Origin of the sequence: Paenibacillus methanolicus (genome assembly GCF_008124765.1) — a bacterium.
GTDB lineage: Bacteria > Bacillota > Bacilli > Paenibacillales > Paenibacillaceae > Paenibacillus_Z > Paenibacillus_Z methanolicus.
The window spans coordinates 1,155,986-1,174,283 of sequence record NZ_VNHS01000001.1; the positions used below are offsets into that span (position 1 = coordinate 1,155,986).

Annotated in this window: 13 protein-coding genes; 5 read left to right on the forward strand and 8 right to left on the reverse strand. The window is 58.2% G+C overall.

Annotated elements, in window-relative coordinates; all coding sequences use genetic code 11:
* Nucleotides 1–121: 121 nt before the first annotated feature.
* Entirely contained in the window at nt 122–1,498 is a 1,377-nt protein-coding gene (locus BCM02_RS04460; protein WP_148927808.1) for an ABC transporter substrate-binding protein, read from the reverse strand.
* A gap of 317 nt (nt 1,499–1,815) precedes the next feature.
* Between BCM02_RS04460 and BCM02_RS04465 the strand changes: the two genes are divergently transcribed.
* Together BCM02_RS04465 and BCM02_RS04470 are read left to right on the forward strand one after the other, a co-directional pair.
* Nucleotides 1,816–3,633, forward strand: a complete 1,818-nt coding sequence (locus BCM02_RS04465) for a sensor histidine kinase (protein ID WP_187434015.1) — start codon at nt 1,816–1,818, stop codon at nt 3,631–3,633.
* Nucleotides 3,626–5,257: a response regulator gene (locus BCM02_RS04470; protein ID WP_148927810.1), complete on the forward strand. Its 1,632-nt coding sequence runs from the start codon at nt 3,626–3,628 to the stop codon at nt 5,255–5,257. The genes BCM02_RS04465 and BCM02_RS04470 overlap by 8 nt, the downstream gene beginning before the upstream one ends.
* 224 nt (nt 5,258–5,481) lie before the next feature.
* On the opposite strand, the gene BCM02_RS04475 is transcribed toward BCM02_RS04470, so the two are convergent.
* The 7 genes from BCM02_RS04475 to BCM02_RS04505 all read right to left on the reverse strand — a co-directional run bounded on the left by BCM02_RS04475 (nt 5,482) and on the right by BCM02_RS04505 (nt 14,143).
* Nucleotides 5,482–6,387, reverse strand: a complete 906-nt coding sequence (locus BCM02_RS04475; RefSeq protein WP_148927811.1) for a ChbG/HpnK family deacetylase — start codon at nt 6,385–6,387, stop codon at nt 5,482–5,484.
* Between the two features lie 92 nt (nt 6,388–6,479).
* The gene (locus BCM02_RS04480; RefSeq protein WP_148927812.1) at nt 6,480–6,935 is read right to left on the reverse strand and encodes a GNAT family N-acetyltransferase; all 456 of its coding nucleotides are present in this window, start codon (nt 6,933–6,935) and stop codon (nt 6,480–6,482) included.
* Between the two features lie 93 nt (nt 6,936–7,028).
* Nucleotides 7,029–8,648, reverse strand: coding sequence for a response regulator (locus BCM02_RS04485; RefSeq protein ID WP_148927813.1), 1,620 nt, complete (start codon nt 8,646–8,648; stop codon nt 7,029–7,031).
* 51 nt (nt 8,649–8,699) lie between these two features.
* Nucleotides 8,700–10,433 carry a sensor histidine kinase gene (locus BCM02_RS04490; protein WP_246183191.1) on the reverse strand — a complete coding sequence of 578 codons (1,734 nt, stop codon included), beginning with the start codon at nt 10,431–10,433 and terminating at the stop codon, nt 8,700–8,702.
* A 117-nt stretch (nt 10,434–10,550) separates the two neighbouring features.
* Nucleotides 10,551–12,080 carry an ABC transporter substrate-binding protein gene (locus BCM02_RS04495; RefSeq protein WP_148927814.1) on the reverse strand — a complete coding sequence of 510 codons (1,530 nt, stop codon included), beginning with the start codon at nt 12,078–12,080 and terminating at the stop codon, nt 10,551–10,553.
* A gap of 163 nt (nt 12,081–12,243) precedes the next feature.
* Entirely contained in the window at nt 12,244–13,140 is an 897-nt protein-coding gene (locus tag BCM02_RS04500) for a carbohydrate ABC transporter permease (protein WP_246183192.1), read from the reverse strand.
* A 22-nt stretch (nt 13,141–13,162) separates the two neighbouring features.
* Complete coding sequence (locus tag BCM02_RS04505) at nt 13,163–14,143, reverse strand: ABC transporter permease (protein WP_148927816.1); 981 nt, start codon at nt 14,141–14,143, stop codon at nt 13,163–13,165.
* A gap of 536 nt (nt 14,144–14,679) precedes the next feature.
* On the opposite strand from BCM02_RS04505, the gene BCM02_RS04510 reads away from it, so the two are divergent.
* From BCM02_RS04510 to BCM02_RS04520, 3 genes are read left to right on the forward strand one after another with little or no spacing between them, the layout of a single operon-like run.
* Nucleotides 14,680–15,534, forward strand: coding sequence for an alkaline phosphatase family protein (locus BCM02_RS04510; protein ID WP_148927817.1), 855 nt, complete (start codon nt 14,680–14,682; stop codon nt 15,532–15,534).
* A complete protein-coding gene (locus tag BCM02_RS04515; protein ID WP_148927818.1) occupies nt 15,531–17,201 on the forward strand; it encodes a DUF4091 domain-containing protein in 1,671 nt (556 codons plus the stop codon). The genes BCM02_RS04510 and BCM02_RS04515 overlap by 4 nt, the downstream gene beginning before the upstream one ends.
* Nucleotides 17,198–18,163: a metallophosphoesterase family protein gene (locus BCM02_RS04520; protein ID WP_148927819.1), complete on the forward strand. Its 966-nt coding sequence runs from the start codon at nt 17,198–17,200 to the stop codon at nt 18,161–18,163. The genes BCM02_RS04515 and BCM02_RS04520 overlap by 4 nt, the downstream gene beginning before the upstream one ends.
* Nucleotides 18,164–18,298: the final 135 nt, after the last annotated feature.

An 18,298-nucleotide genomic window follows, 5' to 3' on the forward strand; every position in this document is an offset into this window, starting at 1 on the left:
GCAGACGTTTGAACCGTCCTATGCCTATGTATGTGACGGCCTGCCATACGCCTCTTCACAGCGAAGAGGCGCACAAACATGCCGTTAATACCGAAGATCTACACCTACGCGCCGTCTCCGCTTATCTGGATTCGGCGGTTGATTTGCCGGCGGCGGCAGCGATCGCGGAGGCGAACGCCTCGGGGCTCAAGCTGCCGCCTTCAAGCTTCTGCAGCGCGTCGTAGTAGGTTTTCTGCGTCTCGGACGTGAATTTGTCCTGCGAGACCGTGCCGCTGTAGCTCGAGGCGCCGTTATAGATTTCATTCAATTCGCGCTGGAGCTCCGATTCACTGCCGGTCATGAAGCCCTCGTATCGCTGCGCCGGGAACGCAATGCCGTTCTGCCAGACCCCTTTGGCCCAATTGTCCGGCCGGAACATCCACTTCAAGAACGCGATCGCTTCGGCTTTGCGCGGGGACTGCGCGGACACGGAATACCCGCCGCCGAACCAGGCGGTCAAATCCTTCGCGGTGCCTTTGCCGCCTTCGAGCGACGGAAGCGGAATCGCGCCGATCTGTTCTCTGACGTCCGCGGGGAAGCTGCCGTCGGCCGACATGCCCATCTCCCATTCGCCCATCATGAATATAGCCGCCTTCCCTTGCCCGAACAGATTGCGCGCCGCGCCGTAATCCTGATTGAGGAACCCGTCGCCGAATGCCCCCGCCTCGATCCAGCGCCGCATCGCTTTGGCCGCCTTTATCGTCTCGGGGCCTCCGAAGCTTCCCGATCCCGCCATCGCTTGGGCAGCCATATCCCAACTCCCCGTCACGCGCTGCAGCATCGTATCGAACCAGATGCCGGACGTCCAGGCTTCCCGCCCGTCCATCGCGATCGGCACGATCCCCTTTGCCTTCAGCACGTCGACGACCTTCATCAGTTCAGCTTCGGTTGCGGGCGGAGCTAACCCGTTCTCCGCGAATATCCGTTTGTTGTAATACAGCACCCAGAAATCCGAGTTGCGCGGAAAGCCGTACAGCTTCCCCTCGATGCTGTAAGAATCCAGCGCCGCCGCTTCGAATTGATGCTCGCCAAGCTCCCCTCGGTCGATCTCGGCAAGCGCCCCGCTCTCGACGAGCGGTTTCAGGAAACTCGTGTTCCCCCAGGAACTAATGATGTCCGGCAGCTTGTTGGAAGCGTTGTACACTTTGATTTTGTCTTGATACTGAGGATCGGGCGACAGCGTCTCCACTTCGATCGTCACGTTCGGATGGTCCCGCATGTATGCGTCGATCAGCTCCTGTTCCATCTTGCCCTGACCGACCGCGCGATCGGAGTTGTTCGTGAAGAACGTAAGCGTGTAAGCATCTTCGGCGGCGATCTTCTCCGTATTCGCAGAAGCCCCCTTGACCGCGTTGTCAGCCTCTCCGCCGGACGGACCGCTGTCGCAACCTGCGAGCAGAATCGCCGCCGCGCAGACCGCAAGCCCCGTTCTCGGTAAATAACGGACGAAGCCGTTCATGCCTTTCCCACCTTTGGTCGTAATGTCGCTACGTCTGATTATAGAAAGTCCCTCCGTTTTTTGTTAGAACCTATTCTTTCGTATCTCTTGTATATTTTTCGGGTTGCGTCGAATCTCCTTCGCGCGACATCCATCCGAAGCTGCCAAGCGGCGACGGAAAACCGATCGTTTTTCAGATGTTATTGTACATTCTATCGTTTCGTCCAGCTGGGACCCGCGTGAACGTAGCATTCCGCCGCGAATCTCATTATAGTAGAAAGAGAAACGATGTAATCGTATACATACATGCCAACTCTCGAACGAAAGAGGTCCGCATCATGCTGCTGCAACCGATTCGCAGACGTTATCTCGATATGCCGATCCGGCGCAAAATTTTGCTCTGGTTCATCCCGCTGCTCATCGTCACGATTACGGTTACCGGGGTCTTCGCCTTCCGGATCGCCACGCGCGAGATCGTCACCAAGATGGCGGCCGAACAGCAGGCGACGGCGAAGCAGGCGATCGATCATCTCGATTATATCGCCCAGGACGCGGTCGATATCTCGGATTACTTGTTCCTGACGCCGGAGATTCAGTCGCTGCTTCGCTCGGATGCCCGCAACAACGCGTACGTCTCGAACCAGAAGATCATCGATATGATCAACCGGCTCATGGTCACCAGGCCTTACTTTCAATTCCTGACGATCTACTCCGACCGCTTCGCCCCGCTGCAATTCAATAACAAGGGGCTGTCGTCGGCGCTGCCATTCGAGGATTATCGCGCGATCTACAACTATGACGATGTATTGAAGCGCCCTCAGATCGAAATGTGGAGCGTCGAGGTGCCGGGCCGGACGAAGACGATTTTCTACGGCGATACGAAGAAGAAGGTGCTGCTCACCAAGGTGATGAAGAACAATGTCACCTACGAGCCTGCCGGCATCCTGCTGCTCGGCATCGACGAGACGGATATCCGCGAGACGTATACGTCCGGGGCAAGCAATCTGAAGATCGCGGTCATTAATACGGACGGCACGGTGCTGTCGGAGAGTACGGGGCAGACGGTCGGGATGCCCATGAGCGAGCTCCCGTACGTAAACGACGCGGCGACCGGAATGAAAGATTTCGAAGCTTCCATCGATCCGTCGAAATGGGTATTCGCCACCATGACCTCCAAGCTGACCGGCTGGCGCGTGCTGGTCGTCCAGCCGCGCAGCGAGCTGCTCGAACAGATGAACCGCATCATGCTCGTGACGCTGCTCATCATCGCCGCGACCATCATCGTCAGCCTGCATATCTCCTGGGCGGTCGCCGGCGTCATTACCCGTCCGATCCGGCGCATCCTGCAATCGATGAAGAAGTTCCAGAAAGGCCACTTCGACGAACGGGTCCTGCTCGCCGGCATGGACGAGATCGGACAGCTCGGCGCGGGCTATAACATTATGGTCGGGCGCGTGCGCGAACTGGTCGACGACATGTATGCCGCCCAATTGAAACAGAAGGAAGCCGAGCTGAAAGTGCTGCAGTCGCAGATCAACCCGCATTTTCTGTACAACACGCTCAATACGATCGCCTGGACGGCTGAGAAGAACGGCGACAAGGTCGTCGGCGAGATGATCTACGCGTTGTCCGCGATCTTCACCATCAGCTTAAGTCAAGGCCGGGACACGATTACCTTGCAGGACGAGTTCAAGCTCGTCGAGCATTACTTGTTCCTGCAGCAGATGCGGTTCAAGGACCGCTTGTCGTACGAGTTGGAATTGGACTCGCAACTGGCGGAGTTCCCGATCCCGAAGCTGCTGCTGCAGCCGCTGGTCGAGAATTCCGTCGTGCACGGCATCGAACCGTTGACGGACGACCTCGGATACGTGCACGTTCGCGCTTCGGCCGGAGATCGTACGATACAGATCGAAATAACCGATAACGGCGTCGGGATTGCCCCGGACCGGCAGCGCGATATGAGGAAAGGCATGCGCGAAGGCGGCATGAATCCAAGCCGAGGCGGCCAAAGCTACGCGCTGTACAATATCGGGGAACGCATCCGGATGTTCTACGGCGACGGCGCGACGATCGACATCCAGAGCGAACCCGGCTCCGGCACGCGCATCAGCCTCACGCTCCCTATAACGTCACGAGGAGGTAACCGGCATGCTTAAGCTGCTTATTGCCGAAGACGAGGAATTAACGAGAGACGGATTAACGTCGCTAATCAATTGGGAATCGCTCGGCGTGCGGGTCAGCGGCGTCGCCGCGAACGGTCTGGAAGCGCTGCGCATGCTGGAGGCGGAACCGGTCGACCTGCTGCTGACGGATATCCGCATGCCGCTGGTGGACGGCTTGCAGTTGATCGGCCAAATCCGCGAACGCGGACTGGACACGGAATGCGTCCTGCTCTCCGGCTATGGCGATTTCCAATACGCGCAGCGGGCCATGCGGCTTGGCGTGACGGAGTTCCTGGTCAAGCCTTGCTCGCCCGACGAAATCAAGCGCGTCTTCCGCGCCATCGCCGCCAAGCGTACCGAAGAGCGGCGGCTGTCCGAAGAAGTGCGCGGCTTGGAGCGCCAGCTGCACGTCAATCTGCCCCATGCCAAAACCCAGCTGTACCGGCAGTGGCTGAGCGGTCCCGCCCTGCCTGCGGAGAACCGCCGCGAGCAGCACCGACATGCGGGCATGCCAATCGCCTTCGAGTACATCATCGTCGTGGCGCTGCGCCTGGATGGCAGATCGTTGGAAAACCTCAATTATTCGCAGGCCGATACGCATCTACTGGCCGTCGCCGCCTCCAACGTGGCGCAAGAGACGTTGGAGCACGGATTGCTGCAGCCCGTCGAAGTCGTGATGGAGAACGGCGCGCTGATCGCGATTACGAACGGCCTGTTCGAATGGCTGGGCGACAAGCTGCAGGAGAGTCTGGACGCCGTGCAGCGCAATTTGAACGCGTATCTCAAAGTAACGGCCAGCATCGGCGTAAGCGGCGCGCATGCCGATCTCGACCAGCTGCACGCCGCTTACGGCGAGGCGCTGGAGGCGCTCGAGCAGCGGTTCTTTCGCGGTCCGGGAAGCTGCCACTACTATACGGAGCTTCAGGTTGCCGGCACGCCGGTCCTGCCGATGCACATTAACGCGGTCGAACTGCTGAAATTGGAGCAATCCGCCCTCGAGCATCTGCGCGGCGGCTTGTTCGCCGAGATGTTGGGCAACGCGGAGCAATGGCTGACCGTCTTCACCGCGGATTATCCCCACTCGCGCAAGCAGATCAACGACCGGGCGCTCTCCTTCTTGGGCCGCTTGATCCAAGCCGCGCCGCAGCAGCAGACGGACGACGCCGGCTGGCTCCGCAGCTTCGAGCGGCTGCGGGAGCGGATGACGGATTTGGAGACGCTGGAAGATCTGACCGGGTTCGTCTACCGGACGATCCGCCAGATCGTCGAGCGGGTCAACCCGCAGAAGACGCCCAAGCGCAAGGTGCAGCAGGCGATCGACTTCATCGAGCGGCATTACAACGAACATGGGTTGTCGCTCGCCGGCGTCGCCAAAGCGCTGTTCGTCTCGAGCACGTACTTGTCCACGCTGTTCAAGCAAGAGCTTGGCGTGAACTTCCTGGATTACGTCCACCAATACCGGATCGACAAAGCCAAGGCGCTGCTGCAGGCCGGCGATCGAAAAATCCAGTCCGTCGCGCGTGAAGTCGGTTATTACGACGAGGCGCATTTTACGAAGACGTTCAAAAAGTGGACCGGCCTCCTCCCTTCCCAATACAAGCGAGAGACGAGCGGCTAGCCGTATAATCGTGCGCACAACTGTCGTGATGCGCGCGATAAGGCGCGACATGCGAAAAAGCTTAACCGGCGGGCTGTTGAGGCTCGCAGCGGTTAAGCTTTTTTTGACGTGAATTCGTGATGGGTTGAGCGGTTCGATTTCCTGGCGCACGACAAGAAGTGGAGATTCCGCGTGCTCGATACGTTTTCCGAATTCGCTGAAGAACCCGAAGCGTACAAGTTGTACTATCTATGGCTCTGCTCGCGCTGCTTATCGCGGATTGCGCCCCAGCTAAGCAATCGAATGCCTTCCTCCCGTAAGGCGTCCCGGATCGCATCATCCTGAACCAAGCGAGCTTCCAACTCGCGTTCCCGATAGCAATCTGTCAATCCCTTGAGGCGATCGGTTAACTTAGATGGATGCACGGTCCATTGCGTCACGCCTGGCCGCAAGCGCCGAATCATCTCCAGCACTCGGTCTCTCGCGTCGCGGTAGTCGATCTCTCGCCCCATGCAGTAAGGCAAGGCAATTATATCGTCGATGAAGATAAGCCCCCGGCTGACGGCCACTTCGAATATGGACCGGAAACGCGCACGCTGTTCTTCGCTCAGAAAATCCTGGTCGATGATTCCGACCGGCAGATTAAACGGAAGGCCGAACTTGAGGCTTGCCTCGAATACGACGTCCAGCAAATCACGGCCGGTAGAGAGCCCCAATAGACTTCCGGCATGACAATCCAAATGGGTAGGATCGAGCCCAAGCTCAATGGCAAGAAGGATCTGGGCTTCAAGTTCGTACGCGACTTCATCGGGATCCGCGCGCAGTTCGAATGCGGCAACTTCGCGAAAGAACGTCCCTTCATCGGTCGTAAAGCTGCAACTTCGCGAAAGCGCCGCGACAACGGGCCGATACGTCTGTCTAGCATCGCTGGTCAACGTCAAATGTATACCGACTTGCTTCAAGCCTAGCCGGCGACTAGCCTCGATCGCCTCTTTCGCATATGGAGCCGGCATCATCACCGATGCGGAAGTCACCTTATCTCGGGCAAGCAATTCCAATATTTTTTCGTTTGTCCCTTCATCCATTCCGAAATCATCCGCATTGATGATCAAATAACGCTCCCCCGGTAAAATCTGATTGGATTGACGCAAGATTATTTCCCCCGTTCCATATCTCGTAATTGAAGTCAAATAAAAAACAGCAGCCGATCTCTCGATCTGCTGCCGCTCTGGTAACCTCTATACTATATCGTCTTCGTCATAAACACGCTGTACGGATCAAGCTCATAATCCGCGAACGGACCGCAGTAGACGAAGCCGAACCGCTCATACAGCTTGCGGGCGGGCTCGAAGCTCTCCTGCGAACCGGTCTCCAGGCTAATCCGCGTATAGCCGCGTTCCTTCGCCTGTGACAGAATGTGCTCCAGTATCGTCTTGGCGACGCCTTTGCGCAAATGCCGGCTCGCGGTGCGCATCGACTTCAGCTCGACATGTTCGCCGTCCAGCTCCTTGATCGCGCCGCAGCCGAGCAGCTCGCCGTTCTCCCACGCGCTCCAGAACGTGATTTCGGGTTTCTTCAGACCGTCCATATCCAGGGCGTGCACGCTCTCCGGAGGGGAACCCGCGAACATGTCGCGAAGATGCTCGTTCAGCAGCTCGGCCACTTCCGGCCCGTTCAAATCGTCAATGATAATGTTCAACTTCTTCCTCTCCTTCTCTCTCTGCTTGCTTCCCAGTATACGCGATCAAGAAAGGGATAAAAATAGAAATCGCCTTAAGAACAGCTTCCCCTTTTATACTTTCGGATGGTCAGCAGCTAATCCCCCGCCTCCGGCCTCCTGCCGTCTGCACTGCTGCGGCGTCCCGCCGTATAGGCGCTTGAACATTTTCGAGAAATACGAGAAATTGTTGTAGCCGAGCGACTTCGCGATGTCCGAGATCGGGATCGTCGAGCCGCGGATCAGCTCATGGGCGAGCTTCATCCTCTCTTGCAGCATATAATCGGTCAGCGAGACGCCCGTCTCTTTCTTGAACAGCCGGGACAGATAGGCTTGGTTCAAGTGAACATGGTCCGCGATGTCTTCGCGCTTGACCGTCTCGTTCAAATGATCGGCGATGTAGCACTGCACCCGTCGAACAATCGAGTCCTGCCGGTGCAGCTGGCCCGTTACGATGTCCATCCGCGCGATCGCCCAATGCTCCAACTGGGCCAGCGTGCGCGGCATCGCGCCTTCCTTCCGTTCGTCAAGTTCCCGGAACAGCTCGTGCGCGGACAATCCGTTCTTCTGGAGCACGTAATGGATCATTTGCAGATAACCGTGGTAGAACGCTTGAATGGTGCCCGCATGCAAATGGGGATCTCCGCCGAGTTCCACGACCGTCTTGCGGATTTCCTTCTCCAGCTCCGCTCTCTTGCCCTGCTCGATCCAGATTTGCCATGCCGCGAACGCCGGGAATTTGGGCACGTCCCTTTCCGGCTTGGCGGAGCCGGACCAATACACCTGCCCGGACTTGCGCACATTGTCGTATTCCATGTCGAGCAGCTGCTCGTACATGCCCTTCAAAGCCGGCAGGCCGACGCGTTCCCCCACATAACACGCCACCTGACAGCCGAGCTCGGTCTTGCCGTGCTCGACAAACGCCGTGCAGCGCGTCTGCAGCGCTTCTCGGCTTTCTTCATCGGCATAAATCAACGCGACATTCACGCCCTGCTTCGTCTGAATAATCGCCCCGCGACCGTCCGGGACGAGCGTGCGCATCGCCGCCTCGCGCAAGGCGTAATCCAGCACGTCTTCATCGCCGCTCTCCAGCTCCTGCGGCCACGACTCGACGCTCAGCGCGATCGGCCGCATGCGGCGATCCTCGGACAAAGGTATCGCGTATTCCCGCATGAGCCGCTCGGCCTCTTCGTCCCCAGCGCGAACGCGACCCTCCAACACGTCGTGCCAGAACCGGTCCGCATGCCGCGACTTCTGCCGCTCGATCAGCTCCCGATAGGCGGCGTACTGCTCCCGCATCGACGCGAGCTCCCGCTCTTTCTCGACCGATGCCAGCGCTCTTGCGATCGTGGCTTGAAGCGCGGCAAAATCGACCGGCTTGAGCATGTAATCGAAGCTGTCCAGCTGCACCGCGCGTTGAACGAAGCCAAACTCGGCGTGGGCCGTCAAGAAAATCGTCTCCGTACGGGGCGAATGCTCGTTCACCCACTCCAACAGCTCGATGCCGGTCCCGCGCGGCATTTCAATATCGCAAATCAGAATATCGATCGACCGCTCCTCGAAAACGCGCATCGCCTGGCGCACGTTGCAAGCGTCGTAAACGTCCGCAATGCGCAGCGCCTCCCAATCGATCCCGTCCCGAATCCCCATAATCGCGTAATGTTCGTCATCGACAATCAGCGCAGTCGCGTTCATCGGAATTTCTCCTTCCCGTAGTGGCCTACCGACCGTTCAAACCCGTTTATCTCATCCATACTGCTCCATCGTCCTCACCGGCATGTAGATCGCGACGCACGCGCCCGAATCCGGGCGATTCGAGAACAGGGCGCGCGCCTCGCGGCCGAACACGATATTGAGCCGGTGAAACACGTTCCATATGCCGAGATGCTCGCCGTTGTACGCATCGAAGTAGCGGCCGTTATGCAGCTCGACGAGCATTTCCTCCGAGAAGCCGATCCCGTTGTCGGCGATCTCGATCCGCATCTGTCCGCTTGCGTCCGCATGCTCGATCCGGATATCGATATGGAACGGGTGATCCATGAAATCGAATCCGTACTTGATGCAGTTCTCAACGAACGGCTGGAGCAAGAGCGGTGGAATACAAGCTGCGCCAAGCTCGTCCGCGATGTGAATCCGGTACGTGATCCGCTCGGGGAACCGAAGCTGCTGGATGTTGATGTAGCTTTCGATATGCTCCATTTCATCGCGAATCGTGACGGCGGCGCGGTGCGTCTGCGTGGCGAAGCGGAAATATTTGACCAAGTTCTGGCACATCAGCTGGATAATCTCGAATTTTTTCACCTGGGCCAGATTATAGACGATATTGATCGCGTTTAGCAGAAAATGCGGGTTCATCTGCAGCTGCAAATGCTTCAGCTCCGCCTTGTGTACTTGAATCTCCTGCTCGTAGACGTTGATCTTGAGCCGGTGGATCTCGGAGGCCATCGCGTTGAACGTTTCGTTGATCATCGTGAATTCCTTCGTCTTGGACGGCGCCAGCCGGTACTGCCAATCCCCGTTCTTGATGCGGCGCATCCCTCCGAGCAGCACGCGCATCGGCTTCAGGACGAGATCGTTTAAGTAGATCAAATAGAAGATGAGCACGATCGCCGCCAGCGCGGGAATGGTATAGATGATGAGCTGAAAATAACTCAGCTTGTGCAGCGCCTGCTCTTCCGGGATGAACGCGCTCAGCGTCGTATCGGTCCCCTGCACCGGATTCGACACGACGATGAATCGGCTCCCTTCATGGCGGATGCGGGAGAACGTCTCGCCTTCGGCGAAGCGGAACTTCTCCTCCGGCAGCACCCGGTCGGCCGAACCGGCCAATGCCTTCCCTTCGGACGAGAGGAATGCGGTGAACCCCTCTTCGCCCATATTCATCAGATCCAGCGGGATCATCAAATTGCGCAGGCTGACCGAGGCCCCCATATAGTAGCCGTCGCCGGTATCGACGAGTCGCAGCAGCGCATACTCGTCTCCGTAGCGGATCGTCCGCCATTCGTTGAAGTACAGGCTGCCCGGTTTCACCTCGCGCAAGAAACGCTCGATCGTCGTCTGGACGGTCGTTAACTTCTCGTAGGTGTCTGCGGGGATCGCCGTGTTAATGAGCGCGTTGTTGCGCACCGCATAGACAAACTGGAAGTCTACGATGCTATCGAAGCGCAAATAACGTTCCATCGCCTTCATGACGCGAATCTTGGCGAAGACGTATTCGTCCGGATCGTACGTCGCGCGGGACAGCTGCATCACGTTCGGGTCTTCCGAGGCGAGGTTGTACAAATATTGCGTCTCGCGGTTCAGCTCGGCTTGAATTTGGTTGGAATACAGAATCATCGTATTCTTGTTCGATTCGGCGACCTGCTCCCTGACCGTGTTCGATGCATAATAGTTGTTGTAAATCAGCATGAAGATCAAAGGAATCGCAATCGCGAAAAAGCCAATGGTTACCCGAAAATTCAGCGAACTCCTCACCGTCACCACGTCCCCACCGGTTGCATTTGGTTATCTTTCATTATAGTATTCGACCTGAATACAAGGAATCCCTACCCTTATGGAACTTCCGTAAAGGTAGGGATTCAACTGAATTATCGAAGATTATTGCTGGTTCTGCGCCCAAGCGGCGAGCTGCTTCTCGACCTCCGCCTTCACGGCGTCGAAGCCGGCCGCGGCGCGTTTCTCTTTCCACTTGGCGATCGTCTTCTCCGGATCGACCGCGCCCGCGAACAGCGCGTCGATGAATTCGTTCTCGACGTTGGCGATCGAGGCGAGCTCGGACTTCACCGGCTCTTGGTTGAACGAGAAGCCGAGAATGGCCGAACGCTCCGAACGGTTGTTAAAGGCTTCGAACTGCTTCCACTTGTTCGGATCCTCGTTCGCCCACAGATACGAGATGAACTGGTTGCCGAACATCCATCCGCCCGGGTTCGGGTACGTCTGCGTCTCCGCGGTCATGCCCGCCGGGTAATCGATGACGTTGTCGCCTTTCTTCACGAAGTGCGTGCCTTCGATGCCCCAATCGAGCATATTGATCAGCTTCTCGTCCGTGTAGAGCAGATTGAGGAACATCATCGCCCGCGCCGGGTCCTTCGACGTGCGGGAGATGCCGAGCATCGCGCCCTGCGCGTCGCCGGTCGTCGTGAACGGCTCGGCCGTCTCGACCTGCACGAGGTCCACGCCGTAGGAGACGCTCATTTCCTTGTCCTTGCCCGGCTTCAAGGACGATGCGGTCGCGAAGCCTTTGCCGGCTTTGATCATGGTCATCGCGACTTCGCTGTCCGAGGTCAGCACGTCTTTGTCGAACCAGCCGTTCTTGTTCCATTCGCGCATCCGCTTGAAGAAGTCCAGGTATTTCGGGTCTTCCAGATTATCCGACAGCTTGATCTCCTTGCTGCCGCGCGGCACGGACAGACCGGCCACGATGCCGTCGTAGTTCGAGGCGCCCCACGTATTCGCGAATTTGCTGGAGATGACAGGCGTCACGTCCGGCTCGTTGTCCTTGATCGTCTTGAACATCGCTTCCATCTCTTCGATCGTCTTGACGCCGTTGACGTCGAATTTATATTTGTCGACGAGCTTCTTGCTAAGCAGGAAGCCGAACCCTTGACCGAACTCCTTCTTCGTCGGCAGCGCGTACAGCTTGCCGTTGATGCGCGCGCCCTTCAGGAAGTCGGGTCCGAGCACGCCGGGAATATCCTTGCCGTACTGCGCCATCAGATCGTCGAGCTCAATGTACTGCCCTTTCGTCACGTCTTGCGGGAGGAAGTACCAGCTGGCCGTGAACATCAGATCGAACTGCTCGTTGGACACCTTCATCAGGTTCGTCTTGTCTTCCCACGAACCCCATTCGATCGGCTTCAGTTCGATGGTGGCGTTGATTTTCTCGGTCAAATATTTGCTCATCTCGGCTTGCACGAGCTCGAGATCCTTCGGCGCGGACGCCGGATAGACGAGCGTGATTTTGTAAGGATCGAGCTTGCCTTCTTCCTTGGCGCCGTTATTGGCGTTCTGATTCCCGGTATTCGAGCCTTGCTCCCCGCTTGGCGCATTGTTATTGCCGCCGCAGGCGGACAAGACGAGCATACTGCTCAACGTGGCGGCCATGACGGCCTTGGCGTACTTCCGCATGCTTGGATAACCCCTCTCTAACGTTCAGCTATAATGGTAATTCTTCGCTTGCGCGCTTCAAACCTGCCAGCAGATGTAATGAATGTTCGGTTGACGATCCACCTCCCCGATTGGCCCTTCGAAAACCGGCGTTCGCACGCGATTTAAGGAAGACGGGCCCGGGCTATCCTTTCACCGCGCCGTTCGTAATCCCGCTCACGTAGAATCGCTGGAAGAACGGATACGCGATCAGCAGCGGGGCGAAGCCGACGACGGCGAGCGCCATGCGGACGGTCTCGCGGGGCATCTTTGCGAGCATGTCCCCCGCTTGGGCCGAGCTGCTCGATTTCATGAGCAAATATTGCACGTTCGTCAGCGTCTTGGTCATCATGTACTGAATGTTGTACAGCTTCGGATCGTCGATGAACAACATGCAGTTGTACCAGTCGTTCCAATAAGACAGGGTCTGGAACAACCCGATCGTCCCCATGATCGGCAAGGACAGCGGCACGATAATGCGGAAGAAAACTTGAATTTCGCTCGCGCCGTCCATCGTTGCCGATTCGACGACCGAATCCGGGATGGAGTTGTGGAAGAAGCTGCGCATGAGCAGCACGTTGAACGCGCTGAGCAGCATGCCGGGGATGATCATCGCCAGCAGCGTGTTTTTCATCGGGAGCAAATTCGTGAACGTCATGTACCAGGGCACCATCCCGCCGCTAAACAGCATCGTGAAGAACACGTAGAACGAGAGGCTGCGGCGGAACGGAAGCTCTGTGCGGGATAGCGGGTAAGCGAGCAGCGTCGTCACGAGCAGGCTGACGAGCGTGCCGATTACGGTGCAGATGATCGTCACCCCGTAAGCTCTTGCGATTTCGCTGAAATCATGGAACAGAAACGTGTAGGCGGTAAAGCGGATCTCGCTCGGGAACAGCGAGTAACCGTGCTGCTCGATCGAGCTTTCTCCCGAGATTGACACCATCACGATCAGCGCGAAGGGCAGCAGGCTGCCGATTACGAACAGCCAGAAGAAGGCGTGGATGCCAAGCTGGCCGAATTTGAATTTTGAAGTGTGGGGCACTTGGATTCGTTCTCCTCTCCCGTTAGAATAAAGCGTCTTGTTTGTTGATGCGCCGCACGACCGCATTCACCGCGACGACCAAGATGAGGCAGACGACCGATTGATACAGACCCGCCGCGGAGGACATGCCGATATCCCCTTGGTTCAGCAGCGCGCGATACACGAACGTATCGATCGTGTTCGTCGTCGGCGTCAGCGCGCCCGTGTTCATCGGCACCTGGTAGAACAAGCCGAAATCCGAGCGGAGAATGCCGCTGAACGACAGCAGCGTCATCGTAATGATGACCGGCGTAATGAGCGGAATCGTAATGCGGGTCATTTGTCGCCATTTGGTCGCCCCGTCGATCGCCGCCGCTTCGTAAAATTCGCGATTGATGCCGAGCACGGCCGCGAAATAGATGATGGCCAAGTACCCGACATGCTTCCACGCGTTCACGATGACCAGAATGTACGGCCAGTATCCCGCTTCGCTATACCAGGAGATCGGCTCGATGCCGAACCAGCCGGACAGCACCCGGTTGAGCATCCCGCTCTCCATGTTGAGGAAGCTGTACACGAGATAGGACACGACGACCATGGAGATGATGTGAGGCAGCAAGAAGGCGCTCTGGTAGAAGCGCGCGATCTTCTTCTGCCGAATCTCGTTGATCAGCAGCGCGGTCAATAACGCCATAACCAGGTTCAGCACGATGAAAGCCAGATTGTACAGCACGGTGTTGCGGGTAATCGTGTAGGCGTCGGGCGAAATGAACAAAAACTCGAAGTTCTTCCACCCGGCCCAATCGCTCCCCCAGATCCCCTTCGTGTACGTATAATTCTTGAAGGCGAGAATGACGCCGTACATCGGAATATAGTTGTTGACGAATAAATAAAGCACGCCTGGAAGCGTCATCAACAGCAGCCACTTGAATTTGTTCAGCCGCTTAAGCCAGGCGTGCTGTTTCCTGGCAGCCCTCTCCGGCTGCGCTTGGGCCGCCAGCGGCAATGTCTCGGAAGCTCTCATCCTTTTCACCCTTCCAGTCTCTCGTTCATCGCTTGCCCTTTCATTGTAAGCCAGCCCCCTACCGCTCCCTCTACCACGATGATGACTTCGTATTAGGACGATCATGACTAGTTCGTTCGTTGAACTATGCCTGTATTGACACCGCATTCATGCTTTATTTAAGCTGAATGCAACGTAAATCCACAACATCAAAGATAGCGAAGGGCTTTGCCCTTAGTGAACCCGTTATTTTCTTCCTCGCCCCTTCCCCCTCCTCCGAGGGGAACCAAGGGCTCTCGCCCTCTGGACTCCCAGAACTAGCGTGACTCGATACGCGGCCGTCTTCGATGTGTCCTTTCGCGGGGAGCCCGCTAGTCCTGCGGACTGGCTTTTGTTCGAGCTTCGTACATAGCGGTATGCCTTGGGTGGTGTCCTGTAGGGGTTATGCGCTTGATGCGGCTGCGTGCTGACCTTCGCTTTCGTCCGCTTTTGCGGACACGCTTTACGTTGCTATTCCCACAAATCTAGTACTATGACGTCAAAGGAGGCTGCCAGCTATGGCAGATAAGAGGATCGAACGCGTCTTTATATTGGGTATGGACGGCGCGGGCAATTTCAATCGACAGGCGAGCACGCCGGTGCTGGACGCCTTCGCCGCGCGGGGCGCGTTCACGAACGACGCGCAGGCGGAATCGCCGACGATCAGCGCGCAATGCTGGGGATCGGCGCTTCATGGAGTCAAGCCGGAAAAACACGGGCTGACGAACGAGATTAGCGCGTCCGAGCGTTACCCGGACGCCTCGCCCTATCCTTCCGTGTTCAAGCTGGCGCGGGAAGCGTGGCCGGAAGCGAAGCTCGCTTCCTTCACCGGCTGGTCGCCGATCAACTTCGGCATCGTGGAGGATGATATCGGCGTGTACAAAAAATCGCTGCCCGACCGGCAGTTGGTCGATGAACTGTGCGCGTACGTCGAGAACAATCCCGACGTTAAGCTGCTGTTCCTGCAGCTCGACGAGCCGGACGGCTCCGGGCATCGGCATGGTTACGGGCTGGAATCTCCCGCCTATCTGGACGCCATTGCAACGTGCGACCGGCTGTTCGGCGAAGTGCTGCAGACGATCGAGAAGGCCGGTATCCTCGACACCAGTCTTATTATCGCGCTGACCGATCATGGCGGCGGCGGGGACGACCCGTTCAACCACGGCAGCGACCACCCGATGGATAAGAACGTGTTCTGGGGCTGCTTCGGCCCGGGCATCGAGCCGGGGACGCCGATCTCCGCCCTATCGCTTGCGGATACCGCGGCCGTCGCGGCTTGGGCACTCGGACTTGAAGCGCCGTCGGCCTGGGATGCGGAGCTTCCGGATTTTATCAAGCGGCAGCTTGGAAGAAAGGCGGAGGAGACGCAATGATTACGCAAATCTATCACGCGCACGAATGGCTCTATCCCGACAGCGAGCTGAACGATACCGGCGGCAGACGAGTCGAGCTGGCCTGCGCCCGCGGCGGGCGCGCCGCGACTCAATTGCTCATTCGTTCATTCCCGCAAGAGGAAGCGATGAGATGGACGTTCAGCTGGCATGCGCCGCATCGTCTGGCAGACGACGAGCTGCCGATCGAAGCGTTTCGTCTGTCCGACGTGCTCGTCAATGAAAATACGGGACCTTCCTATTCGACCGTCCCGAACGGCACGGATGCCCCCTATGCCGCGCGCCTCGCGCCTTTTCGCGTCTATGACGTCCTAGTCCCGGTCTCCTCCGCATTCATTCGGCCCGCAGGCGATACGTTGGCGCTCTATGTGAGTTGGGTGGTCCCGACGGAGCTTGCGCCGGGCGACTACCACGGAACGCTCGCGCTGGATTGCGGCGGCGACTCGCTCGTCTACGAGGTTAGCTTGTATGTCTATGAAGCCGTCGTTCCGCGGCGCGAGACGCTGCACACGACGAATTGGCATTCCAACGGCAACATCGCTTCCTATCACGGGCTGGAAGAATGGTCGGAAGACCACTGGGCGATGATCGGCCGTTACGGCGAAGCGATGCGCCGTGCGAGGCAGACGCATTTTATCGTCGGCATGGATCTGATCGAGGCGACGCGGGACGGTACCCGATACGCGTTCGATTTCGCCCGGGCCAAACGATATATCGAGCTGTTCCTCTCGCTTGGATTCAGCTGGATTGAAGGCGGGCATCTCGCCTGCCGAACCGGCTGGAGCGAGCCGACCTTCGTGCTGACGTACGACCGCGGCATCGAAGCTACTCAACCGGAGGGCTTCGCCTTCCTCGCGCAGTTCCTGCCTGCCTGGCATGCCTTCCTAAGCGAGAACGGCTGGCTGGATCGTATCGTGCAGCATGTCGCGGACGAACCGATCAAGGAATCCGCCGCCGATTTCCGCATCCTGTGCGGCATTATTCGCAAACTGCTGCCCGGCGTGCCGCTCATCGAGGCGATCGTCGATCCGAATATCGAAGGTTCCGTGGACATCTGGGTGCCGACGAACAAAGGCTATGACGAGCACCGCGCTTATTTCGAATCGCTGCAGCGGCTCGGGGAAGTATTCTGGTTCTATACGTGCTGGAATCCCGGCGGCTATTATTTGAACCGATTTCTCGACATTAGTCTGCTGAAGACCCGGTATTTGCATTGGGGCAATTACAAGTACGGACTGACCGGCTATTTGCACTGGGGCTTCAACCAGTACTTGGACGGGCAAGATCCGTTCGAACTGACATGCCCGTTGCTCGCGCCGGACGTCCATGCCAAGCGCGTCCCGCCGGGCGATACCCATATCGTCTATCCCGGGGCAGACGGGCCGCTGCTCAGCATGCGGTTGGAAGCCATGCGCGCGGGCTGCGAGGATTACGAGCTGTTCCGCCTATTGGCCGCGTCGGATAAGGCGCTTGCGGACGCGATCTGCGACGAAGGCATGGCAAGCTTTACGGACGTCTCGGTTGACCCGGACGCATTCGCGGCGCTGCACCTGCGGTTGCTCGAAGCCGCGTCGGGTCTGATCGGGACGGATATCTCGCCGCTCGGCGAGGCTGCTGCCGGCGCGGAGATCGGAGACATGGAGCGATGAGGAAACAGCTTCGTTTTCGACCGGACGGCACGTTCACGATCGTGCAGTTCACCGATACCGAATTCAGCGATCCGCGTGCGGCGGACGAAATCAAGATGAACGAGACGATGGCGCGCATCTTGGCGGCCGAGCAGCCGGATCTTGTCGTCTATACGGGCGACGTCATCGCGAGCGGCGGCAACTCCGACCCAATCGGCTCCTTCCGATGCGCAGCCGCGGTGCCAGAATCGCGCGGTATCCCCTGGGCGGCCGTGTTCGGCAATCATGACGCAGAAGCGCCGAATGTAACCCGCGAGCAGCTCCACGCGCTCCAGCTCACGTACCGGTGCAACTATGCGAAACCCGATCCGCCCGGCTTGCACGGCGCGGGCAACTTTGTCTTGACTGTCGCGGGGGAGGAGCGCGAGCCGGCTGCCGCGCTCTACTTCCTCGACTCGGGGAGCTACTCGCCGCTCGAGCACAGCCGGCTCGGCTTCTATGACTGGATTCGCCGAAGCCAAATCCAGTGGTATACGGAGCAGTCGCACGCGCTTACGACGGACAACGGCGGAAGCCCGCTACCATCGCTCATGTTCTTCCATATCCCGCTGCCGGAATACCACGACATCTGGGACTTCAGCGTGTGCCATGGCGTCAAAGGCGATCCGATCTGCGCGCCGTGGATCAATACCGGCCTATTCGCGGCCATGATGGAGATGGGCGACGTGCGCGGCGTCTTCGCCGGTCACGATCACGCCAACGATTTCATCGGCACGCTGCACGGCATCAAGCTCGCTTACGGCCGTACGACGCGCAACGCCTATGCCGCGGAGCCCTTCCCGACCGGAGCAAGGGTGATCCGATTGACGGCAGGCACTGCGGATTTCGAGACGTGGCTTCATCTGGAGGACGGCACGGTCGTGACCGAACAGCCCGTACATCAGCCGGAGGGGCGTCAGCCGTTCCAGATCCGGAGCCGATAAGCCAGATAATATCTTGACCATACCGTTTACAAACCTGCTGTGCGTCCTCGCGAGCAGGTTTTTTTTCTAAGCGCAGCTTAAAATAGAGGCCGTGTCGCTCGCTTGGCGCGCAGCGTCCGCCGAACAGGCGAATCG